The 19,543-nt window shown below is 67.1% G+C and carries 22 protein-coding genes; 10 read left to right on the top strand and 12 right to left on the bottom strand.

Going from position 1 to position 19,543, the window contains the following annotated elements; genetic code table 11:
- Nucleotides 1–102: 102 nt before the first annotated feature.
- Nucleotides 103–720 (bottom strand): hypothetical protein, encoded by a 618-nt coding sequence (locus AC1RRW_RS08815; protein ID WP_492900319.1) that lies wholly within the window; start codon nt 718–720, stop codon nt 103–105.
- Nucleotides 717–2,243 (bottom strand): cysteine--tRNA ligase, encoded by a 1,527-nt coding sequence (gene cysS / locus AC1RRW_RS08810; protein ID WP_492900317.1) that lies wholly within the window; start codon nt 2,241–2,243, stop codon nt 717–719. The genes AC1RRW_RS08815 and cysS overlap by 4 nt, the downstream gene beginning before the upstream one ends.
- 302 nt (nt 2,244–2,545) lie before the next feature.
- On the opposite strand from cysS, the gene AC1RRW_RS08805 reads away from it, so the two are divergent.
- On the top strand, nt 2,546–2,875 hold the full coding sequence (locus AC1RRW_RS08805; protein WP_492900316.1) for a hypothetical protein: 330 nt from the start codon (nt 2,546–2,548) through the stop codon (nt 2,873–2,875).
- Between the two features lie 7 nt (nt 2,876–2,882).
- Here AC1RRW_RS08805 and AC1RRW_RS08800 read toward each other — a convergent pair whose 3' ends face one another.
- The 4 genes from AC1RRW_RS08800 to AC1RRW_RS08785 form a co-directional block, all read right to left on the bottom strand.
- Nucleotides 2,883–3,365 (bottom strand): CreA family protein, encoded by a 483-nt coding sequence (locus tag AC1RRW_RS08800; RefSeq protein ID WP_492900624.1) that lies wholly within the window; start codon nt 3,363–3,365, stop codon nt 2,883–2,885.
- Nucleotides 3,366–3,476: 111 nt separating this feature from the next.
- The gene (locus tag AC1RRW_RS08795; protein ID WP_492900315.1) at nt 3,477–4,010 is read right to left on the bottom strand and encodes a hypothetical protein; all 534 of its coding nucleotides are present in this window, start codon (nt 4,008–4,010) and stop codon (nt 3,477–3,479) included.
- Between the two features lie 36 nt (nt 4,011–4,046).
- Nucleotides 4,047–4,265 carry a DUF2783 domain-containing protein gene (locus tag AC1RRW_RS08790; RefSeq protein ID WP_492900314.1) on the bottom strand — a complete coding sequence of 73 codons (219 nt, stop codon included), beginning with the start codon at nt 4,263–4,265 and terminating at the stop codon, nt 4,047–4,049.
- Entirely contained in the window at nt 4,262–5,878 is a 1,617-nt protein-coding gene (locus AC1RRW_RS08785) for an FAD-dependent oxidoreductase (RefSeq protein ID WP_492900312.1), read from the bottom strand. Before AC1RRW_RS08785 ends, AC1RRW_RS08790 begins: the two co-directional genes overlap by 4 nt.
- A gap of 51 nt (nt 5,879–5,929) precedes the next feature.
- Here AC1RRW_RS08785 and AC1RRW_RS08780 point away from each other — a divergent pair, with 51 nt between their 5' ends.
- Together AC1RRW_RS08780 and AC1RRW_RS08775 are read left to right on the top strand one after the other, a co-directional pair.
- A complete protein-coding gene (locus tag AC1RRW_RS08780) occupies nt 5,930–6,211 on the top strand; it encodes a type II toxin-antitoxin system RelE/ParE family toxin (RefSeq protein WP_492900623.1) in 282 nt (93 codons plus the stop codon).
- A 14-nt stretch (nt 6,212–6,225) separates the two neighbouring features.
- Nucleotides 6,226–6,507: a HigA family addiction module antitoxin gene (locus AC1RRW_RS08775; RefSeq protein WP_492900622.1), complete on the top strand. Its 282-nt coding sequence runs from the start codon at nt 6,226–6,228 to the stop codon at nt 6,505–6,507.
- 404 nt (nt 6,508–6,911) lie between these two features.
- On the opposite strand, the gene AC1RRW_RS08770 is transcribed toward AC1RRW_RS08775, so the two are convergent.
- Nucleotides 6,912–7,889 carry an MBL fold metallo-hydrolase gene (locus AC1RRW_RS08770; protein WP_492900311.1) on the bottom strand — a complete coding sequence of 326 codons (978 nt, stop codon included), beginning with the start codon at nt 7,887–7,889 and terminating at the stop codon, nt 6,912–6,914.
- A complete protein-coding gene (locus AC1RRW_RS08765) occupies nt 7,879–8,892 on the bottom strand; it encodes a fumarylacetoacetate hydrolase family protein (protein WP_492900310.1) in 1,014 nt (337 codons plus the stop codon). The genes AC1RRW_RS08770 and AC1RRW_RS08765 overlap by 11 nt, the downstream gene beginning before the upstream one ends.
- 63 nt (nt 8,893–8,955) lie before the next feature.
- Here AC1RRW_RS08765 and AC1RRW_RS08760 point away from each other — a divergent pair, with 63 nt between their 5' ends.
- Nucleotides 8,956–10,041: a TRAP transporter substrate-binding protein gene (locus tag AC1RRW_RS08760; RefSeq protein WP_492900309.1), complete on the top strand. Its 1,086-nt coding sequence runs from the start codon at nt 8,956–8,958 to the stop codon at nt 10,039–10,041.
- A 143-nt stretch (nt 10,042–10,184) separates the two neighbouring features.
- Here the strand turns inward: AC1RRW_RS08760 and hmgA are convergent, their stop codons facing one another.
- Complete coding sequence (gene hmgA / locus AC1RRW_RS08755) at nt 10,185–11,543, bottom strand: homogentisate 1,2-dioxygenase (RefSeq protein ID WP_492900307.1); 1,359 nt, start codon at nt 11,541–11,543, stop codon at nt 10,185–10,187.
- Nucleotides 11,544–11,657: 114 nt separating this feature from the next.
- Between hmgA and AC1RRW_RS08750 the strand changes: the two genes are divergently transcribed.
- Complete coding sequence (locus tag AC1RRW_RS08750) at nt 11,658–12,134, top strand: MarR family winged helix-turn-helix transcriptional regulator (protein WP_492900306.1); 477 nt, start codon at nt 11,658–11,660, stop codon at nt 12,132–12,134.
- 97 nt (nt 12,135–12,231) lie between these two features.
- Here the strand turns inward: AC1RRW_RS08750 and AC1RRW_RS08745 are convergent, their stop codons facing one another.
- Nucleotides 12,232–13,191, bottom strand: coding sequence for a phosphoribosylaminoimidazolesuccinocarboxamide synthase (locus tag AC1RRW_RS08745; protein WP_492900305.1), 960 nt, complete (start codon nt 13,189–13,191; stop codon nt 12,232–12,234).
- A gap of 324 nt (nt 13,192–13,515) precedes the next feature.
- On the opposite strand from AC1RRW_RS08745, the gene AC1RRW_RS08740 reads away from it, so the two are divergent.
- Nucleotides 13,516–14,655 (top strand): DUF2865 domain-containing protein, encoded by a 1,140-nt coding sequence (locus tag AC1RRW_RS08740; protein WP_492900304.1) that lies wholly within the window; start codon nt 13,516–13,518, stop codon nt 14,653–14,655.
- Here AC1RRW_RS08740 and gltX read toward each other — a convergent pair.
- On the bottom strand, nt 14,652–15,992 hold the full coding sequence (gene gltX / locus AC1RRW_RS08735; RefSeq protein ID WP_492900303.1) for a glutamate--tRNA ligase: 1,341 nt from the start codon (nt 15,990–15,992) through the stop codon (nt 14,652–14,654). The two genes, AC1RRW_RS08740 and gltX, sit on opposite strands and share 4 nt — an antisense overlap.
- A gap of 172 nt (nt 15,993–16,164) precedes the next feature.
- Here gltX and AC1RRW_RS08730 point away from each other — a divergent pair, with 172 nt between their 5' ends.
- Nucleotides 16,165–17,007, top strand: coding sequence for an outer membrane protein (locus AC1RRW_RS08730; protein WP_492900302.1), 843 nt, complete (start codon nt 16,165–16,167; stop codon nt 17,005–17,007).
- Nucleotides 17,008–17,089: 82 nt separating this feature from the next.
- On the opposite strand, the gene AC1RRW_RS08725 is transcribed toward AC1RRW_RS08730, so the two are convergent.
- Entirely contained in the window at nt 17,090–18,472 is a 1,383-nt protein-coding gene (locus AC1RRW_RS08725; protein WP_492900301.1) for a class II 3-deoxy-7-phosphoheptulonate synthase, read from the bottom strand.
- Between the two features lie 123 nt (nt 18,473–18,595).
- On the opposite strand from AC1RRW_RS08725, the gene AC1RRW_RS08720 reads away from it, so the two are divergent.
- From AC1RRW_RS08720 to AC1RRW_RS08710, 3 genes are read left to right on the top strand one after another with little or no spacing between them, the layout of a single operon-like run.
- On the top strand, nt 18,596–18,898 hold the full coding sequence (locus AC1RRW_RS08720) for a hypothetical protein (protein ID WP_492900300.1): 303 nt from the start codon (nt 18,596–18,598) through the stop codon (nt 18,896–18,898).
- Nucleotides 18,895–19,134 carry a type II toxin-antitoxin system Phd/YefM family antitoxin gene (locus AC1RRW_RS08715; protein WP_492900299.1) on the top strand — a complete coding sequence of 80 codons (240 nt, stop codon included), beginning with the start codon at nt 18,895–18,897 and terminating at the stop codon, nt 19,132–19,134. The genes AC1RRW_RS08720 and AC1RRW_RS08715 overlap by 4 nt, the downstream gene beginning before the upstream one ends.
- Nucleotides 19,134–19,541: a type II toxin-antitoxin system VapC family toxin gene (locus AC1RRW_RS08710; RefSeq protein ID WP_492900298.1), complete on the top strand. Its 408-nt coding sequence runs from the start codon at nt 19,134–19,136 to the stop codon at nt 19,539–19,541. The genes AC1RRW_RS08715 and AC1RRW_RS08710 overlap by 1 nt, the downstream gene beginning before the upstream one ends.
- The last annotated feature ends 2 nt before the right edge of the window (nt 19,542–19,543 follow it).

Genomic DNA, 19,543 nt, shown 5'->3' with positions numbered 1-19,543 from the left:
GTTCGCGCCTCAGCTTGAAGCGCAGCAGGCGCGGCACCACCATCGCCAGCATGACGAGCTTGACGGCGACGGAGAGCGTGCCGGCGGGGCGGATTTCTGGGGTCATCGGTCGTCGTCCAGCGCAGTCGGGAGCCGCCGGAGATCGACGGGCGTTTCGGGATCGATCTCGCCGATCATGGCCGGCTTGAGATCGTAGATGGCAGCGACCGCCTCCAGCGCGGCAGGCGCATCGAGGTTGACGCCCCAGGAGGCGACCATCCGCACGAAGGCGCGTGTCGTCATCAGAGTTACGGGATAATCGACCTCCAGAAAGAGGTTGGGCACCTTGCGGTCTTCGTAGAGCACGACGGCCGAGGAGACGGCGTCAGGCCGCCACTGATCGACGAATTCGCGCAGCGCCAATTCGCCCGAGTTACGCAGCCCGGATTTGAGGCGGGCGTCTTCGTCAGGCGTCCGGGAGCGGGATTTGAGCGAGGCGATGCCCTCCCCGATGATCGTCGAGACGCGCAGCAGCGCGTCGCCCTCATCCTCAATCCACTGCCGGATATCGGCCGCATAGGGCCTGGTCTCGTCGCCGACGAGCTCGTCCTCGACGCGATCCACCAGCACGATGCGCCGGTTGAGCCGGGCGAGCATCGGCAGGAGTCCGGCGGCCGCCAGGCGCAGGATCGGGCCGGCGTCGGCGACGATGATGGGTTCGCGGGAGGCGAGCGACATCATCGCTTCACCTCCCAGGTCGTGGTCGGCTGCCCGTCGGCGTTCTTGCCGTCCTTGAGAGCGATGCCCATAGCGGCAAGTTCGTCGCGGATGCGGTCTGATTCGGCGAAGTTTTTGGCGAGGCGGGCGTCGAGCCGGGCGGCGATGAGAGCTTCAACCTTGATGTCAAAGGTTTCGTCGGAAGCGATTTTGAACGTCAATGCCTGATCGTCAGCGTCCCACGCGTGGCGTCGAAGGCCCAGAAAGTCGGCTGTGCCAGCGAGCGTTGACGCCGCATCGCCGTCGCCGCTCCTTGCAGCGCGTGCAAGCGCATGAAGAGCCGCCATCGCCTTTGCTGTGTTCAGGTCGTCAAGAAGAGCCTCCACAACATCAACACTGATGCGTTTTGGTGCTTCAGCGGGATGGTTTGAGATGTATCGAACTAGCGGCTCCCAACTCCAGATCGTGGCTTGCGCTTCCTCCAGCGCCTTCACCGTCCAGTCGACCGGCTGCCGATAATGCGTCTTCAGCATCGCGAGCCGCAGCACTTCGCCGGGCCATTTCCGCCCCCCGAACGTCTCCGTCTCCAGCAGTTCGTTGATCGTGACGAAGTTGCCGAGCGATTTCGACATCTTCTCGCCCTCGACCTGCAGGAAGCCGTTGTGCATCCAGTAGTTCGCCATGCGCGGAGCGCCCGCCGCGCCGCCGAAGGCGCAGCAGCTCTGGGCGATCTCGTTCTCGTGGTGCGGGAAGACGAGGTCGATGCCGCCGCCATGGATGTCGAAGAGGTTCTTCCCGGGATCGTCGCAGGCGAGGCCGCCGCCGAACGGGGCGAGCAGCGTCGCCATCGACATGGCCGAGCACTCGATGTGCCAGCCGGGGCGGCCGGGCGTCGCGATGCCGGCGGGCGAGGGCCAACCGGGATCGACGCCGTCGCGGCTCGGCTTCCAGAGCACGAAATCCATCGCATCGCGTTTATAGGGAGCGACATCCACTCGTGCTCCCGCGATCATCTCGTCGAGCGGGCGGCGCGCCAGCGAGCCGTATTTCGGCGCGTTCTTCAGATGCGCGACCGCCGGCACATGGAACAGCACGTGCTCCTCGGCGACATAGGCGACGCCGCGCGCGATCAGGCGCTCGATGATCGCCTTCATCTGCCCGATATGATCCGTCGCGCGCGGTTCGGTCGTCGGCGGCAAGCAGCCGAGCGCGGCGATATCCCGATGGAACCGCGCCGTCGTGCTCTCGGTCACCCTGCCGATCGCCTCGTTCAGCGGCAGCCCCGGAAAATCGCGGGCGGCGCGGGCGTTTATCTTGTCGTCGACGTCGGTGAGGTTTCGGGCATAGGCGACGTGCTCGGCGCCGTAGAGATGGCGCAGCAGCCGGTAGAGCACGTCGAAGACGATGACCGGGCGGGCATTGCCGATATGGGCGTAGTCGTAGACCGTCGGGCCGCAGACATAGATGCGGACGTTGCGCAGATCGATCGGAGCAAAGACCTCCTTCGTCCGCGTCAGCGTATTGTGGAGCCTGAGGGTCGGCGACATCGTAACGTCCTGCGAAGAACAGCAATAGGCATATCACGGCCGCTGGCCGGGGCGCTGTTGTCAGGTCTGTTCGGACGAGGACGTGAGCAGCCGGCCAGCGAAAGCTAGCGGCAAATCCGACAAATCAGGGTGGCGGCTCGCGTCATGACGTTCTGCTTGCCTGTGCGCGGGCTTTGCGTCAAGAGGGCGCCCCGCCGCGCCGCGGCATGGAGCGCGAGCGAATTCATTCAAACTTAACCGGCCGGAACCATCCTTCCGATTCGAAGGTTGTGAGCCGAACCCCTCATGAGGAAATTCTGACAATGCGCCGCGCCGTCGCCCTTCTCGGCCTTTTCGGCATTCTCGGAGCCGGCCTGTCGCTTTCGGTGCTGCCGACCTCGCGCACGGTCGCCGCCTCCAGCGACCCGCGCACCTTCCTGATCCCGGCGAGCGACGGCTACGGCGTCGCCGACTGCATCTCGAGCAAGTCGGAATGCGGCAGGATCGTCGCCAACGCCTGGTGCGAGGCGCAAGGCTACAGGCAGGCGAGCGCTTTCGGCATCGCGGCGCGCGAGGACTTCACCGGCTCGGCGACGAAGAGCGACGCAAGCACGCCGCCGGAGCAACCGCTCGTCATCACCTGCAGCGGCTGAGGCTCCCTCACCTCACCCACTCGCCACACTTGGCCGCCTCGCCCGTGCCGCCCCAGGGCATGATCGGAACGCTGGAGGTCGAGTTCTTCGGCGAGCCGTCGATCAGCTTGTCGGTGTAGACCATGTAGATCAGCACGTTGCGCTTGGCGTCGCAGCCGCGCACGATCTGCATCTTCTTCCAGATCAGCGAACGGCGCTCGCGGAAGACGACATCGCCCTGCTGGGCCTTTTCCTTGAAGCGGATCGGGCCGATCTGGCGGCAGGCGAGCGAGATGTCGGAGAGTTCCTCGGCCAGGCCGAACATGCCCGAGACGCCGCCCTTCTCCGGCACGGTGTAATGACAGGCGACGCCCTCGACCGCGGGATCGTCGACGCCGTAGACGGCGAGCTTGTCGTCGGGCGTCAGCATCTTCCACACGGTCGACTTCCGGAAGATCAGGTCCTCCTGCGCGGAAGCAGGCAGCGACATGGCGGCACAGGCGAAAGCCATCAGCGTGGCGAGCGGAACGAAACGGAAGCCCATGGCGATCTCCTCGGCGGCGCGGCATGACGCGGCGCGCCCGATATGGCTGCAAGCGCGCGGTTTCGCCAGAGCGTCGGACTAAGCCGCCAGCGGCCTGAACACGAGCCAGGCCGCGACCAGCGCGCCGACCAGCCCGGCCGGGAACAGCACCAGCTTGACCTGCGTGATCCGGCTGGCGAAGGCGACGTTGCCGGCCTCGAGCCTGGGATAGCTGTCGAGCAGCCGGGCGATCGACAGGTTCTCGGCGATGTCGGCGAGACCGCCGAGCAGCCAGCCGCCGCCGCATAGCGCCGCCACCCACCAGGGCTGGCCCCGCATGTAAAGCCCGGCGATCAGCGTCGCGCCGACGATCGCATAGGTCGCGGCGCAGGCGACATCGGCCGGGAGCACGCGGGTCCGGTATCTCGCACGCCGCTCCGGCCCGTAGGCCGCGAACAGCTTGTCGACATCCTCGACCGTGAAGCCGTTCCAGTCGTTCTCCAGGAAGCGGGCCACGCCCTGCCGCCCGGCCCAGACGCCGACCAGCCAGAACAGCACGACGACCAGCACCGGCCCCCAGATGAAGAAGGCGAGCGGGATCGCGGTCGGGTAGAAGGTCAGCGGTTCGATCATGGCTCGCTCGGCTCGTTCGGCATCCTGCCCTAACGCTTAGCCTGCCTCGCGGGCGAGCGCCAACGCTTCGCGCAGCACCTCGAGATCGCCGGCCTGGGTGGCGAGGATCAGGACGAGCCGCGCGTTGAGGGAAGCGCTTCCGGCCTCGTCGAGGCCGCGGTGGCCGAGCGCGATCAGGCGGTAGGCTGCGTCCGGGTCGGCAAGGCGCTGCTCCAGGCGCGCTTTCGCGGGAGCGACAGGGTCCGGCTCCGTCATGACATGCGACCCTCGAGCCTCTCGACCGCGCCCGCGATGTCGACCCGCGTCGCCCGATGGAAGCGGGCGGCGACATGACCGTCCGGCCGGAGCACGACCGCGTCGCCGGCGCTCAGCGCATAGCGTTGGACGAGCAGGCCGGCGGCATCGGAATTGTCTCCGGCCGTCTGGGCGCAGGGTGCGGCGACGTAGCCGACATCGGGCGGCGCCAGTTGCCCGCCATCCCCGCCCGGCGCGATGACGAGGGGCCGGCCCGGCCGCAGCGCCTCGCTCAGCCAGGCTCGGCCGCCGTCGACCGCAGGCAGCGGCGCGTCCTTGAACGGCGCTCCGGGCGCGAGGCCCCCCTGCCAGCCGCGATCGGGCGTCGAGAGCGGCGAGGCCGCATAGCTGGTGGGCCGGGAGAGCCGGCCCGAGTTCACGAAGGGCCGTCCCAGCGCGGAGGCGGATGCCAGCGACAGGGCCGCATCGCGCAGGATGCGTTCGCCCGGCGAGCGCGGCGCGATGAACTCGGCGGCGCGCGTCGAGTGCAGGATGTTCTCGTCGGCGGCCTCGACGCGCTCGGAATCGTAGCTGTCGATCAGCGAAAGCGGACTCTTGCCCTGCACCACGAGGGCCAGTTTCCAGCCGAGATTGTCGGCGTCCTGGATGCCGGAATTCGCGCCGCGCGCGCCGAAGGGCGAGACCTGATGGGCGGCGTCGCCGGCGAAGATCACGCGGCCATGCAGGAAGCCGTCGAGCCTGCGGCACTGGAAGCGGTAGATCGAGACCCATTCGAGCGAAAAATCGTCATGGCCGAGCATCTGCGCGATGCGCGGGCGCACGCGCTCGGGCCGCTTTTCGGCCTCGGCGTCGGCGTCCGGGCCAAGTTGCAGGTCGATGCGCCAGATGTCGTCGGGCTGCTTGTGCAGCAGCGCCGACTGGCCGGAATGGAACGGCGGCGCGAACCAGAACCAGCGCTCGGTCGGGAACGCGGCCTGCATCTTCACGTCGGCGATCAGGAACTTGTCCTCGAAGGCCTCGCCCCGGAACTCCAGCCCCAGCATCGCCCGCGTCGGCGAGCGCGCCCCGTCGCAGGCGACGACCCACTCGGCCTCGATCCGGTAGTCGCCGTCGGGCGTCGCAATGGTCAGCAGCGCGCCGTCATTGCGCGGATCGAGCGCCGTCAGACGGTTGCTCCAGCGCAGGTCGACCAGCGGCTCTGCCAGAACCGCCTCAGCCAGCGCCGCCTCGACGTAATATTGCTGGAGGTTGATGAAGGCCGGCTGCTTGTGCCGGTCCTCGGGCAGCAGATCGAAGGCGTAGAGTTCACGCTCGCCGCGAAAGACCTTGCCGCGCTGCCAGGTCACGCCCTTCTCGACCATCGCCTCGGCCAGGCCCAGCCGGTCGAAGATCTCGAGCGTGCGCTTGGAAAAGCAGATCGCGCGCGAGCCCTCGCCGATGCGATCGCTGTCGTCGAGCAGCACCACGGGCACGGCGCGGCGCGCCAGATCGAGCGCCAGCGTCAGTCCGACCGGGCCGGCGCCGACGATGACGACCGGGTGATGCGTGGGGGCGGCTGCGTCCTGATCGGGTGAGCGGCGATAGGCGAATTGGCGCTGGGCTTGTGGCTGCATCAACAGGCCTCGCGCTTGACTGATATGCGATACGCATCACATATTGGCGAGATGATCGCGAGCTTTGCCGATCGGGCGACCGAAGACGTTTTCCGGGGGCGGGCGACCAAGGCCGCTTGGCGGAGCATCGAAAGGATTGTCAAGCGCAAGCTGGACGTTCTCGATGCCGCGACAGGGTTACGCGATCTGCGTTCACCGCCAGGCAATCGTCTCGAAAGCCTGAAGGGCGACCGTAAGGGACAATGGAGCATTCGCGTCAACGACCAATGGCGCATCTGTTTCCGCTGGGATGGAGACTGGCCTGAAGAGGTCGTCATCGTCGATTACCACTGACAGGAGATTGCTTGATGTCTAGGATCAGAACGCACCCCGGAGAGGTGCTGCGCGAGGAATATCTCGAACCGCTCGGCCTCAGCGCACGCCGTCTGGCCAGCGCCCTCGGCGTTCCCAGCAACCGTATCAGCGATCTCGCGCGGGAACGACGCGACGTGACGGCCGACACGGCGATCCGTCTTGGCCGCTATTTCGACACCGACCCACGCTTCTGGCTGAACCTGCAACTGGCGCATGATCTGTCGAAGGCGGAGGCCGGCGGGGATTACTCTGCGATCCGGCCGCGAGCGGCGTGACAGAGGCGCGATCGCGAGCCACTGCGTCATTGCGAGGAGACCCCTGTCGGTGCAGGGCGGCCCCTGCACTTGTTGATCGAACAAAAATCCTTTGAAATGAGTGGCCAGATCAAAATGAACAGCATCAGTACCCACATCACTTTGAAAAGAATCCGCGTTCGATAATGTCTATTTCGAATCAGCCAACGGTTAAAGCTCTCACCTGTCTTATTGTGACTTGACTCGTCGAGATTAAAATAGCGAAACTCCCGATCTGTCGACCATTGCCGAGTTTCGATCAGCCATTTTCTCCGCAGCGGATGCACTATAGCGACCAAGATCAAGACCAAGAGAAAAGTCGCGAAGAAAACCCACAAATAGATATGATCCAATTCGTGAGCCGTGACGATCTTCAATGCTGCCTCCTAACCCCGCAGTTCCGCCCACATCTGGCGATCCCGCTCGTCGGTCCAGATTCGCGGATGGTCCAGCCCGTTCGCCTCGTCATAGGCGCGGCTGACGTTGAAGGGCAGGCAGTGCTCGAAGATGACCCAGTCGCCATAGGACGGCTTCAGCGTCGCATGGACGCGCTCGAAGGTCTCGCGCAGCGAGCGGCCGGCCGCGGCGTTCCGCATCACCGCCTCGAACAGGTCGCTCAGAAAGGCGCGCGTGCCGCCTATGCCGTCCGCCACCATCGTTTCGCCCACCAGCGCCGCCCCACGTCCCGGCACCATCGCGACCGAGCCTAAACCGGCGAGATTGTCGAGCGTATCGGGCCAGTCGGTGAAATGCGCGTCGCCGCAATACGGCGTCGCGCCGTATTCGACCAAGTCGCCGGCGAAGGACACGTCGGCATCGGGAATCCAGGCGACGATGTCGCCGGCTGTGTGGCCCCGGCCGAGCGACATCAGCCTGACCTCGCGCTGGCCGAGCCAGAGCGAGCAATCCTCCGAGAAGGTCGTGGTCGGCCAGGTCAGGCCCGGCCGGATCGACTCGGCGCCCTGGAACAGTCGCGGAAAGCGGCCGATCTCGCTCGCCTTGTCCTCCTCGCCGCGCTCGACGATCATGGTGCGCGCCGCATCCGAGCAGATGATCTCGCTCGCGCCATAGGCCGGCGCGCCGAGCACGCGCACGGCGTGGTAATGCGACAGCACGACATGGCGGATCGGCTTGTCGGTGACGGCCCGGACCCGGTCGATCACGGTCTGCGCCATCTTCGGCGTCGCCTGCGCGTCGAAGACGAGCACGCTGTCGTCGCCGATCACGACGCCGGTATTGGGGTCGCCCTCGGCGGTGTAGGCGTAGACGCCCTTGCCGATCTCCTCGAACGAGATCGTCTTCTCGCCGAGATCGGCACTGGAGGCGAAGGCGGGTTTTCCTGTTTGGACGGCGTCATTTTGCATGAGGCAGGATGTCCTGTTCGATCGCGCCGAAGATGGAATGGCCGGCGGCGTCCTTCATCTCGATGCGGACGCTGTCGCCGAAATGCAGGAAGGGCGTCGCGGCCGCGCCGTCGAGAATCGTCTCGACCATGCGCTGCTCGGCGATGCAGGCGTAGCCGAGCCCGCCCTTGGCCACCGGCAGTCCCGGCCCGCCGGCCTTGTCGCGATTGGAGACCGTGCCCGAGCCGATGATGGTGCCGGCCCCGAGCGGGCGGGTCTTCGCGGCATGCGCGATCAGCGCGCCGAAGTCGAAGGTCATGTCGGCTCCGGCGTCGGGCTTGCCGAAGGGCTTGCCGTTGACCTGCGTCAGCAGCGGCAGGCCGAGCCTGCCGCCCTGCCAGGCGGACCCGAGTTCGTCAGGCGTCACGGCGACCGGCGAGAAGGCGGTCGGCGGCTTCGACTGAACGAATCCAAAGCCTTTGGCCAGTTCGCTCGCGATCAGATTCCGCAGGCTTACGTCGTTTGCGAGCATGACGAGGCGGACATAGGCCAGCGCTTCGGCCGCGCTCACGCCCATCGGCACATCGCCGGTGACGACCGCGATCTCGGCCTCGAAATCGATGCCGTGCTCCTCGCCGCCGGCATGGACGGGAGCGCGCGGGCCGAGGCTCGCGTCGGAGCCGCCCTGATACATCAGCGGATCGGTCCAGAAGCTCTCGGGCATGGTCGCGCCCCGCGCTTTCCGCACCAGATCGACATGGTTCACATAGGCCGAGCCGTCGAGCCACTGATAGGCGCGCGGCAGGGGCGCGGCGCAATCATGCTCGTGGAAACGGAAGGACGGCACCGAGCCGTGCTCCAGTCCCTCGGCGAGGTCGGAAAGGCGCGGCGCATGACGCTCCCAGTCGTCGAGCGCGGCCTGCAGGGTCGCCACGACCGGGAAGGCGTCGGTGGCGCGCGTCAGGTCCCTGGAGACCACGACGAGCCGGCCGTCCCGGCCATGTGCGAGCGACGCGAGCTTCATGTCTTTTCATTCCTTCCCGGACGCGCCAGAAATGGCGCAAGAGTCTTTTGGGGAGGTGACCATATGAAACGCCGCGACTTTTTGAAAACAGGCGCTCTCGCAGCCGTCGCCGCCCCCGTCGCCATGCCCGCGATCGCGCAGGCGATGCCGGAGGTGCGCTGGCGGCTGACATCGAGCTTTCCGAAGTCGCTCGACACGATCTACGGCACCGCCCAGCAGTTCGCGAAGTTCATGGCGGACGCCACGGACGGCAAGTTCCAGGTCCAGGCGTTCTCGGCCGGCGAGATCGTGCCCGGCCTGCAGGCGCTCGACGCGGTGACCTCGGGCACGGTCGAATGCGCGCACACGCCGACCTATTTCTACACCGGCAAGGAGCCGGCGCTGGGGCTGGGCACCGGCATTCCCTTCGGCCTGAACGCCCGCCAGCAGCATAGCTGGTGGTATTTCGGCGGCGGCGAGCCGATCGTCAACGAGGCTCTCGCCAGGTTCGGCGCCTATTCGATCCCCTGCGGCAATTCCGGCTGCCAGATGGGCGGCTTCTTCCGCAAGGAACTGACCAGCCTCGAGGACCTCAAGGGCCTGAAGTTCCGCATCGGCGGCATGGGCGGGGCGGTGCTGTCCAAGCTCGGCGTGGTGCCGACGCAGATCGCGGCCGGCGACGTCTATCCGGCGCTGGAGCGCGGCGCCATCGACGCCGCCGAATTCGTCGGACCCTATGACGACGAGAAGCTCGGCTTCGTGCGCGTCGCGAAATACTACTACTATCCCGGCTGGTGGGAGGGCGGCGCGATGCTGCATCTCGTCATCGGCCAGGCGGCCTGGAACAAGCTGCCCAAGCACTACCAGGCCATCGTCCAGCACGCCTGCGAGGCGGCAAACAACTGGATGCTGGCCAAATACGACGCCGTGAACCCGGGCGGCCTGCGCCGGCTGGTGCAACAGGGCGCGCAGCTCAAGGCCTTTCCGCTGCCGATCATGGAGGCCTCGCTCAAGGCGGCCGAGGAGTACTACGCCGAGACCTCGGCCAAGAGCGAGCTCTTCAAGAAGGGCTACGAATCGATGGTCGCCTTCCGCGGCGAGAACCTGCTCTGGTGGCAGGTGGCGGAACTGTCCTACGACACGTTCATGAACCGGCTCAGGTCGCGGTGAATCTGCCTTGTCATTCCGGGGCAGGCCATCGGCCTGAACCCGGAACCCACGACGGGGCTCCGCCCTGGAAGCGTTGCCGGAAGGTCGCGCCCGGTCGTGGGTTCCGGGTTCTCGCTGCGCGAGCCCCGGAATGACGAACGCGGTCACCACGCCTCTTTCTTCGCCGGGTCGAAGCGTTTCCTCAGCCCGTCCCAGCAGGCGGCATAGTCGGGCTGGAGCTGCGGCAGGCGCGCCGCATAGCCGGTGACGCGCTGGGGAAAGCGCGTCTCGAACATGAAGGCCATGGTGCCGGTGAGCTTCACCGGCCTCAGCTCGACGGTCGAGGCGTGCTCGTAGGCCTGGGCGTCGGGACCGTGCGGCAGCATCATGTTGTGGAGCGAGAAGCCGCCGGGCGTGAAGCCCTCGGGCTTGGCGTCGTAGACGCCGTAGATCAGGCCCATGAACTCCGACATGATGTTGCGGTGGTACCAGGGCGGGCGAAAGGTGTTCTCCGCCACCATCCAGCGCTCGGGGAAGATGACGAAGTCGATGTTCGCGGCGCCGGGCGTCTCGGAGGGCGCGGTCAGCACCGTGAAGATCGACGGATCCGGATGGTCGAACGAAATCGCCCCGACCGGCGAATAGGTCCGCAGGTCGTATTTGTAGGGCGCGTAGTTGCCGTGCCAGGCGACGACGTCGAGCGGCGACTGGCCGATCGGCGTCGCATGAAGCTCCCCACCCCATTTGGCGTAGAGCGTGGACGCCTCCTCGATGTCCTCATAGGCCGCGACGGGCGTCAGGAAATCGCGCGGATTGGCCAGGCAGTTGGCGCCGATCGGCCCGCGATCGGGCAGCGTGAAGGCGCCGCCATAGTTCTCGCAGAGATAGGCCCGCGCCGGCCCGTCGATCAGTTCGCAGCGGAAGACGACTCCGCGCGGGATGATCGCGATCTCGCCGGGCTCGATCTCGATGACGCCGAACTCGGTGAAGAAGCGAAGCCGCCCCTCCTGCGCGACGACGAGATATTCGCCGTCGGCGTTGAAGAGGTATTCGCGCTCCATCGATTTGGTGACGAAGAGCATATGGGCGGCCATGCCGCTCTGCGTATCGGCGTCGCCGGCGGTGGTCAGCGTGGCGAGGCCGGTGACGAAGGTCGTCGGCGCGGTCGGCGGCGGGATCGGGCTCCAGCGCATCTGGCCGATCGGAAGATCGGCCTCGTCGCGGCAGGGCGCGGTCCGCATCAGGCCCTTGTCGACCCTGGCCCAGCGCCCGCCATGCTTGACGCTCGGGCGGATGCGATAGAGCCAGGAGCGCTCGTTGGAAGAACGCGGCGCGGTGAAGGGCGAGCCCGAGAGCTGCTCGGCATAAAGCCCGTAGGCCGGCTTCTGCGGCGAGTTGCGGCCGACCGGCAGCGCGCCGGGCAGGCTCTCGGTCTCGAAGGAGTTGCCGAAGCCCGACATGTAGCCGAGCGTTCCGCCGGTCGTCCTGGCATTGGCGGGCTCGACTTTGGCCTGGATGTTCATGCGCCTGACCTCCTGCGTTCCAACCCGGCTTTGACAAGCGCGACGTTTATGGATTGATCGCCCGAACCCGGTTCGCTGACCGACCCGAATTAGTTGCAAATGAAACCAATGTCAATGAAGGCGCCCGAACCCGCGCTGCATCTCGAGCAGTTCCTGCCCTACCGGCTGAACGTGGTCGGCTTCTTCGCGAGCCGGGCGCTGGGGCGGATCTATGGGGCGGATTTCGGCATCGACATCCCGCAATGGCGGGTCGTCGCGCAGCTCGGCGAGTTCGGCAAGCTGACCTCGCGCGACATCGGCGAACTGGCTCAGATGCACAAGACGAAGGTTTCGCGAGCGGTGCGCGATCTCGAATCGCGCGGGCTGGTCTCGCGCGCCGAGAACCGGCAGGACCGGCGCGAGGCCTTCATCGCGCTGACGCCGGCGGGGCTGCGCATCTACGCGCGGATCGTGCCGCTGGCGCTGGCCTTCCAGGCGCGCTGGACCGAAGGCATCGCGGCGGACGAACTCAAGGTGTTCGAGCGCGTGCTGGCGACGCTGACCGAACGCGGCCGGCATCTGGCGGGCGGCTATCGCGAGGAGGAGGCGTGATGGTCGATCGCGTCCGTAGAGAGCCTCCCATTACCCAACGCCGTCGCCCCTGGACGACGGCGCGAATGTGAAAGGTTCCAGTGAACGGCGAGACTATTCAGAAATACCGCGCCAGGTTGCGCCTGATCCGCTCCAGCGGCGGCTCTCCGGCGGGCGGAGCCTCGAATGCCCGGCCGGTGATCGTCTCATAGGCGCGGACATAGACCTGCGAGGTCTGCGCGATCAGCTCCGGCGGGATCGGCGGCAGCTCTTGCGTGTAGGGGTCGCAGCGGGCGACGACCCAGTTGCGCACGAAATCCTTGTCGAAGGATTCAGGCTTCTCGCGCTTGGCGAAACGCTCGGGATAGCTCTCCGCGAACCAGTAGCGGCTGGAATCGGGGGTATGGATTTCGTCGGCCAGCAGGATGCGGCCCTCCCCGTCCGTGCCGAACTCGTATTTCGTGTCGGCGAGGATCAGCCCGCGCGCCGCGGCCATCGCCTGCCCACGCCCGAACAGCGCCAGAGCATGGCTCGAAACCTCGTCCCATTGCGCCTGCGTCAGCAGCCCCGTCGCGACGATCTGCGCGGCGGACAGCGGCTCGTCATGGCCGCCGTCGAAGGCCTTGCTCGTCGGCGTGATCACGGCTTCTGGCAGCGCCTCGTTGTCGCGCAACCCGTCGGGAAAGCACATCCCGTACATCTCTCGCGCGCCCTGCTTGTAGAGCGTCAGGATCGAGGTGCCGGTCGTGCCGGCGAGATAGCCGCGCACGATGATCTCGACGGGAAGGATATCGAGCCTCTTGCCGACGACGACGTTGGGATCGGAATATTCGAGCACATGGTTGGGGCAGATGTCGGCGGTCGCCTCGAACCAGTAGCGGGCGCTCTGCGTCAGCACCTGCCCTTTCAGCGGGATCGCCGCGATGGCGCGGTCGAAGGCGCTGAGCCGGTCGGTCGAGATCAGGACGCGGCGGCCATCGGGCAGGTCGTAGTTCTCGCGGACCTTGCCGCGATAGTAATTCGGCAGCTCCGGGATGAATGCGTCTTCGAGAGGCTGGAACGGGGTCTGGACAGACATCGGGTCATCGCGCAGGAGGAGCGTCCGGCGCGAGTGCCGGCAGCCTTGCCGTTCTAGCGAGAAGGCGAGCCCCGCACCACTGCGCGCCTGCGATCACGAATCCGACAACAATTGCCGCACGGCGTCGAATCTGCCATTTCGGAGCGGCCTGAAGAGGCATCATGGCCTCCAGCCATGGCCTTGCCTGTGGCCGTCCATAGTTCCGTCGCGTTCTTGGGCTGTGGTGCCGGCAGTATCGACGGCCCGCGGGCCAATCCAAACTCGGGTGATATGGCCGCAACGGCGATGAAGTCAGCCTTCTCAAGACGTGTCGCCGCAATCCTGGTGGCTTTCTCTTCCATGGCCGGCGCGGCGCTGGCGCAGTCGCCGGCCTGCAATGCGTGGCGTTCCGAACTCGCGAGCCTGCAGGGACAAGGCGGCGATCCGCGAGCGACGGATGCGGCTCGCCGCGTCGGCGGCCAGTTGTCCCAGGCGAGCGGCCAGTATCGCGCCATGGGCTGCGACCGCGGCGGCTTCCTGTTCTTCGGCGAGCAACCGCCCCCGCAATGCGCCGGCCTGCGCGCGCAGATCGGCCAGTTGCAGGCGCAATACGGCGCGCTCCAGCGTCAGGCGCAGGGCGGCGGCGATCCGCGGCGCCGGTCGCAGCTGATGGCGGCGATCGAGAACAACTGCCGCGCCCAGCCGCAGCAGCGCGGCTTCTTCGAGACCATCTTCGGACTGGAGCCGCGGCGCGGTCAGCTCGATTCGACTTTCCCGGAGCTCGATCCCGAGCAGCCCGTGGAACCGGAGAAGCCGCGCGCCGGCGGGCCCTACACCGTCTGCGTTCGCGGCTGCGACGGCTACTTCTTCCCGCTCGCCAACAATCCGGGGGGACGCGAAGGCGGCGACGAGATGTGCCAGGCGCTCTGCCCGGGCGCGGAGGCCTCCGCCTTCGGCATGACCAGTGGCGGCGACATCCAGAACGCCGTCTCGCGTAGCACCGGCCAGCCCTACACGTCGCTGCCGAACGCCGGCAAATACCAGCGCAGCTTCGATTCCACCTGCACCTGCAAGGCCCAGGGCCAGACCTGGTCGCAGGCGCTGAAGGAAGCGGAATACCTGCTCGACAAGCGCAAGGGCGACGTCATCGTCACCGAGCAGCGCGCCGCCGAGCTGTCGCGGCCCAAGGCCGAACGCCAGACCGAGCGGCCCGACCCGCGCAAGCGCGGCACGCAGCCTGCGCCGACCGTCCAGCCGACGGCCGCGCCGGCCGCCGCCGACGAGACGCCGATGCCGTCCGAGAACTCGCCGACGGCGGGCACCGAATCGGCCGGCGTCGGACCGAAGTCAGTCGGCGAGAAGGTGATCGAGAAGGGGGACGGCCTGAAGCGCGAGAGCCAGAGCGTCACCGGCGAGAAACGCATGGTCCGGATCGTGGCGCCCAACCTTGCGCCCAATCTCGGCCCCTCGGCGACGGGGCCTTAGGCCGCCTCGCCGGCCAGGCGCTTGAGCGCCTTCTCGCGGCCGATCAGCGGCAGCAGCGCCGCCAGCTCCGGCCCATGGTCGAGCCCGGTCAAGGCCTGTCGCAGCGGCATGAAGAGCGCCCTGCCCTTGAGCCCCGTCGACGCGGCGACCGCGCCGGCCCAGCTCTTCCAGGTCGTGGCGTCGAACGGCTCGGGGGGCAGCAATGCGGCAGCCGTCTCGGCGAGACCGGCGTCGCCGACGATCGGCCCGATCGGCCCCTCGACCACCCGCCACCAGATTCTGGCCTCGTCGAGCCTGGCGAGATTGCCGCGCACCGCCAGCCAGAACGGCTCGGTCGCCGGCACATCGAACGCGGCCAGCCGCTCGGCGACGGCCCTCAGCGGGAGCTGATGCAGCGTCCGCGCGCTCAGCGTCTCGAGCTCGTGCTCGTCGAACTTCGCCGGCGCGCGCGAGACATGGGCGAGATCGACCAGCTCCGCCAGTTCGTCGAGGCTCGCGACCGGCCGCACGGCATCCGACGAGCCGGTCAGCGTCGCCAGCGCCGCGACGGCCAGGGCCTCGACGCCGGCCTCGCGCAGACCCCGCAAGGAGAGATGGCCGAGCCGCTTGGAGAGGCCTTCGCCGCCGACCGTGGTCAGCAGATTGTGGTGGGCGAAGATCGGCGGCTTTGCGCCCAGCGCCTCGAAGATCTGGATATGAACCGCCGTGTTGGTGACGTGATCCTCGCCGCGGATGATATGCGTGATGCCGGTCTCGGCATCGTCCACCACCGAGGGCAGATGATAGAGATAGCTGCCGTCCTCGCGGATCAGCACCTGGTCGGAGAGCGAGGCGCAATCGACATGGGCCTCGCCGCGCACGAGATCGGTCCAGGCGACCACGCGCGCTTCGAGCTTGAAGCGCCAATGCGGCCTGCGGCCCTCGGCCTCCAGTTTCGCCCGATCGTCGTCGGTCAGGCCCAGCGCGGCGCGGTCGTAGACCGGCGGCAGGCCGCGCGCGAGCTGGCGCTTGCGGCGGCGGTCGAGCTCGTCGGCGGTCTCGTAGCAGGGATAGAGCCGGCCCATCGCACGCAGCCGGTCGGCCGCCGCATCGTAGAGGGCGAGCCGCCGGGACTGGCTGATAATCGCATCGGGTGCGATCCCGAGCCAGGCGAGGTCTTCCGTGATCGCGGCGGCGAATTCCGGCGTCGAACGGCTCAGATCGGTATCGTCGAAGCGCAGCAGGAACCGGCCGCCATGCTTGCGGGCGAAGAGCCAGTTGAACAGCGCCGAGCGGGCATTGCCGATATGGAGATGCCCCGTCGGCGACGGGGCGGAGCGGACGAGCGGCGTTGTCATGGGCTGGGCTTATGACGGGTTTGCCGAAGGGCGGCAATCGGGAGCCGGCCAGGGCCGCCGATCATCCGCTGTCGGGCATCCTGAAGGCTTAACCGACCGTTAGGGTTAATCGCGCATGAATCAGGGCAGGCCGCGCTCGAAGCTGCGCCGGCCGTCGCCCGGAGAAGCGAAGATGCGTAACCCGTCCATCGCCGCAGCCGCCCTGCTCGCCTGCAGCCTCAGCGCCGCATCGCAGGTTCTGGCGGCCGATTATCCCGTCCTGCGCGGCTCGCAGATCGAGGACGCGCCGCCGCCTCCTTCGGACTATTTCAGCGAGCGCTTCAGCTGGACCGGCTTCTATGCCGGCGGTTTCGCCGCGCAGAGCCAGAGCCGCTTCGAGACGGACAAGGGCGTGGACGACCTCGTCCGCATGGCCTATCGCGGCACGACCATCTCCGGGGCGTTCAACCCGGCCGATCTCGTGGCCACACAGCCTCGCCGCGACAGCGGCACGAGCTTCGGCGTCTATACGGGCTATAACTTCGCCTTCGGCGACGCCGTGCTGGGCCTGGAAGGCGACTACGGCCGCGTCGGCCAGGGCGCGGGCGCTTCCACGTTTCAGGCACGCCGCTTCGGCAACGAATACATCACCGTCGCAACGCGGCAGGACGGCAAGCTGAACGACATGTTCAGCCTGCGCGCCCGCTTCGGCTACGCCTTCGGCAAGATCATGCCCTATTTCACGATCGGCGCGGCCGTGGGCCGCTTCGACACCAATGTCGGGGTCAACGCCGATTGGGGCCCGACCAACGATGCCGGCGTCCGCCTCGGCAGCTACCTCGGCTTCCCGCGTGTCCTGGGCGGGCCGAAGAGGGACGTCTGGGGCTATGGCGGCGTCGTCGGCGGCGGCGTCGAGGCGGCCCTCGCCGACAACATCATCCTGCGCGCCGAATACCTCTACACGCGCTTCAACGACGTCGAGGGCCTCACGGTCGGCGTGAACACCGCCCGCGTCGGCGCCGCGCTGAAGTTCTGATCGAGACGGGCCCGCCAAAAAGAGGGCGCGTCTCACGCCGCGCCCTCCTGCTTCGATCAGCCGCCGGCCATTCGGCCAAGGCTCATTCCGCCGCCTCGACCGCCGGCCTTGCTCGCCCGGCCCGCTCGCGCTTGACCAGTTCGGCGACGAGGAAGGCGAGCTCGAGCGCCTGCTCGGCGTTGAGGCGCGGATCGCAGACCGTGTGGTAGCGGTCGTTCAGATCGGCGTCGGTCATGCCGCGCGCGCCGCCGGTGCATTCGGTGACGTTCTTGCCGGTCATCTCCAGATGCAGGCCGCCGGCATGCGTCCCCTCGGCCTGATGCACGGCGAAGAAGTTCTTCACCTCGGTCAGGATCAGGTCGAAGGGCCTCGTCTTGTAGTTGCCGGCCTTGACCGTGTTGCCGTGCATCGGATCGCAGGACCAGACGACGTTGCGGCCTTCGCGCTTGGTGGCCCGCACCAGAGCGGGCAGGTTGTCGAACACCTTGTCGGCGCCGAAGCGGCCGATCAGCGTGAGCCGGCCCGGCTGGTTCTGCGGATCGAGCACATCGATCAGCTTCATCAGGCCATCGACCGTGGTCGAAGGCCCGCATTTCAGGCCGATCGGATTCCTGATGCCGCGGAAGAACTCGACATGGGCATGGTCGAACTGGCGCGTCCGGTCGCCGATCCAGACCATGTGGCCGGAGGTGTCGTACCACTCGCCCGTGGTCGAATCCGTGCGTGTCATCGCCTGCTCGTAGCCGAGCAGCAGCGCCTCGTGGCTGGTGTAGAAATCCGTCATCCGCATCTCGGGATGCGTCTCGGGATCGATGCCGATGGCGCGCATGAAGTCGAGCGCCTCGGTGATGCGCCCGGCCACCTCGGTATAGCGATGCGACTGCGGCGAGTCCTTGACGAAGCCCAGCATCCAGCCGTGGACGTGGTCGAGATTGGCGTAGCCGCCGGTCGCGAAGGCGCGGATAAGGTTCAGCGTCGCGGCCGACTGGCGATAGGCCTCGAGCTGACGTCGCGGATCGGGAATGCGCGCCTCTTCGGTGAAAGCGATGTCGTTGACGATGTCGCCCTTGTAGCTCGGCAGCTCGACGCCGCCGATGGTTTCGTTGGGAGCCGAGCGCGGCTTGGCGAACTGGCCGGCGATGCGACCGACCTTCACCACCGGCGAGCCGCCGGCGAAGGTCAGCACCACCGCCATCTGCAGGAAGAGCCGGAAGAAATCGCGGATGTTGTCGGCCGAATGCTCGGCAAAGCTCTCGGCGCAATCGCCCCCCTGCAACAGGAAGGCCTCGCCGGCGGCGACCTTGCTCAACGCCCGTTTGAGCTTTCGCGCCTCGCCTGCAAAAACGAGCGGCGGAAAGCCGGCGAGCTGCTGCTCGACCGCCTTCAAGGCTGCCTGGTCCGGATAGTCCGGAATCTGCTGGACGGGTCTGGCCCTCCAGCTGTCTGGCGTCCACCGCTCGGACATGGGTCTGCTCCTGCTTCGACGATCGCGCGCTCGTTAACCTCGTGTCGGCGCGAAAGCGGGCCTATACACCCAAGACGGCAGGCTGGCCACTGTCGCGACGGGCCCGCGACGAGGCGCGGATAGGTGCGTGCGATCGCAATCCCGAGCGTTCCAGAAAATCTGAATCGGCCCAACGCGATGTCGCCGGCCGCGAAGATTGCGATTCAAGCCTATGCGATCCCGATTCAAGTTGTTCCAGCGCCGCCTCGGAGCGCTGCGATTTTGAATCATGCGAGACAGGGAACGCGGATGACGGCGGTCGCCTTCCAGAAGCGGACTGCATCGTTCCATAAGCGCTGCCCGGCGGAAGTCAGCGGACTTGCGGATATCCGCAATCAGTCCTATTTTTTCAACCAGTCTGAAGTTCTGGTTGAAAGAATGCCATGATCTCCGTTGGCGCCTTCGAGGCCAAGACCCATCTGTCCGCGCTGCTGGAACGCGTCGCCGCCGGCGAGGAGGTGGTCATCACCAAGCATGGCCGGCCGCTGGCGCGCCTGATCGGGGCCGCCGATCTCAATGGCAGCCGCAGCGGAGACGCGTTCGAACGCCTGAAGCAGTTGCGCAAGGGCGTGACGCTCGGCGGTCTGTCATGGCAGGCACTGCGCGATGAAGGCCGGCGCTGATGCTGGTGATCGACGCGTCGATCGCGCTGGCCTGGTGCTTCGAGGACGAGGCCTCTCCGGAAACCGACGCGATCGCCGAGACGGTTCGGAGCGATAGCGCCGTCGTACCGGGCCTGTTCCAGCTTGAGATCGGCAACATCCTGCTTCAGGCAGGGCGCAAGGGCCGGCTCACACCTTCGGATGTCGCCATCAGGCTGACGCTCCTTGGCGAACTGCCGATCGCCACGGACCCCGAGACGGCTGGTCGCGCCTGGCGTGATATCACGGCGCTGGCGCGAAGCCATTCGCTGACGACTTATGACGCCGCCTATCTCGAACTGGCCCTGCGCAAGGGGGCCGGCCTCGCGACGCGGGACAAGGCGCTCGCCACGGCAGCCAGAGGGCTCGGCGTCGTCGTCTCGCCCTGAGC

Source organism: Allobosea sp. GW821-FHT12C12 (assembly GCF_058807355.1).
Note: the sequence above shows the minus strand (reverse complement) of the source record. Positions and strands in the feature narration are given on the sequence as shown.

Excerpts from the sequence above, each read along its gene's own strand:
- cysS (WP_492900317.1), bottom strand. The coding sequence starts at position 2,243 with ATGTCGCCGACCCTCAGGCTCCACAATACGCTGACGCGGACGAAGGAG.
- AC1RRW_RS08725 (WP_492900301.1), bottom strand. The coding sequence starts at position 18,472 with ATGTCCGAGCGGTGGACGCCAGACAGCTGGAGGGCCAGACCCGTCCAG.
- AC1RRW_RS08805 (WP_492900316.1), top strand. The coding sequence starts at position 2,546 with ATGCGCCGCGCCGTCGCCCTTCTCGGCCTTTTCGGCATTCTCGGAGCC.
- AC1RRW_RS08750 (WP_492900306.1), top strand. The coding sequence starts at position 11,658 with ATGAAGGCGCCCGAACCCGCGCTGCATCTCGAGCAGTTCCTGCCCTAC.
- AC1RRW_RS08770 (WP_492900311.1), bottom strand. The coding sequence starts at position 7,889 with ATGCAAAATGACGCCGTCCAAACAGGAAAACCCGCCTTCGCCTCCAGT.
- AC1RRW_RS08795 (WP_492900315.1), bottom strand. The coding sequence starts at position 4,010 with ATGATCGAACCGCTGACCTTCTACCCGACCGCGATCCCGCTCGCCTTC.
- AC1RRW_RS08715 (WP_492900299.1), top strand. The coding sequence starts at position 18,895 with ATGATCTCCGTTGGCGCCTTCGAGGCCAAGACCCATCTGTCCGCGCTG.
- AC1RRW_RS08730 (WP_492900302.1), top strand. The coding sequence starts at position 16,165 with ATGCGTAACCCGTCCATCGCCGCAGCCGCCCTGCTCGCCTGCAGCCTC.
- AC1RRW_RS08800 (WP_492900624.1), bottom strand. The coding sequence starts at position 3,365 with ATGGCTTTCGCCTGTGCCGCCATGTCGCTGCCTGCTTCCGCGCAGGAG.
- hmgA (WP_492900307.1), bottom strand. The coding sequence starts at position 11,543 with ATGAACATCCAGGCCAAAGTCGAGCCCGCCAATGCCAGGACGACCGGC.
- AC1RRW_RS08710 (WP_492900298.1), top strand. The coding sequence starts at position 19,134 with ATGCTGGTGATCGACGCGTCGATCGCGCTGGCCTGGTGCTTCGAGGAC.
- AC1RRW_RS08765 (WP_492900310.1), bottom strand. The coding sequence starts at position 8,892 with ATGAAGCTCGCGTCGCTCGCACATGGCCGGGACGGCCGGCTCGTCGTG.
- AC1RRW_RS08780 (WP_492900623.1), top strand. The coding sequence starts at position 5,930 with ATGATCGCGAGCTTTGCCGATCGGGCGACCGAAGACGTTTTCCGGGGG.
- gltX (WP_492900303.1), bottom strand. The coding sequence starts at position 15,992 with ATGACAACGCCGCTCGTCCGCTCCGCCCCGTCGCCGACGGGGCATCTC.
- AC1RRW_RS08790 (WP_492900314.1), bottom strand. The coding sequence starts at position 4,265 with ATGACGGAGCCGGACCCTGTCGCTCCCGCGAAAGCGCGCCTGGAGCAG.
- AC1RRW_RS08745 (WP_492900305.1), bottom strand. The coding sequence starts at position 13,191 with ATGTCTGTCCAGACCCCGTTCCAGCCTCTCGAAGACGCATTCATCCCG.
- AC1RRW_RS08785 (WP_492900312.1), bottom strand. The coding sequence starts at position 5,878 with ATGCAGCCACAAGCCCAGCGCCAATTCGCCTATCGCCGCTCACCCGAT.
- AC1RRW_RS08775 (WP_492900622.1), top strand. The coding sequence starts at position 6,226 with ATGTCTAGGATCAGAACGCACCCCGGAGAGGTGCTGCGCGAGGAATAT.
- AC1RRW_RS08760 (WP_492900309.1), top strand. The coding sequence starts at position 8,956 with ATGAAACGCCGCGACTTTTTGAAAACAGGCGCTCTCGCAGCCGTCGCC.
- AC1RRW_RS08815 (WP_492900319.1), bottom strand. The coding sequence starts at position 720 with ATGATGTCGCTCGCCTCCCGCGAACCCATCATCGTCGCCGACGCCGGC.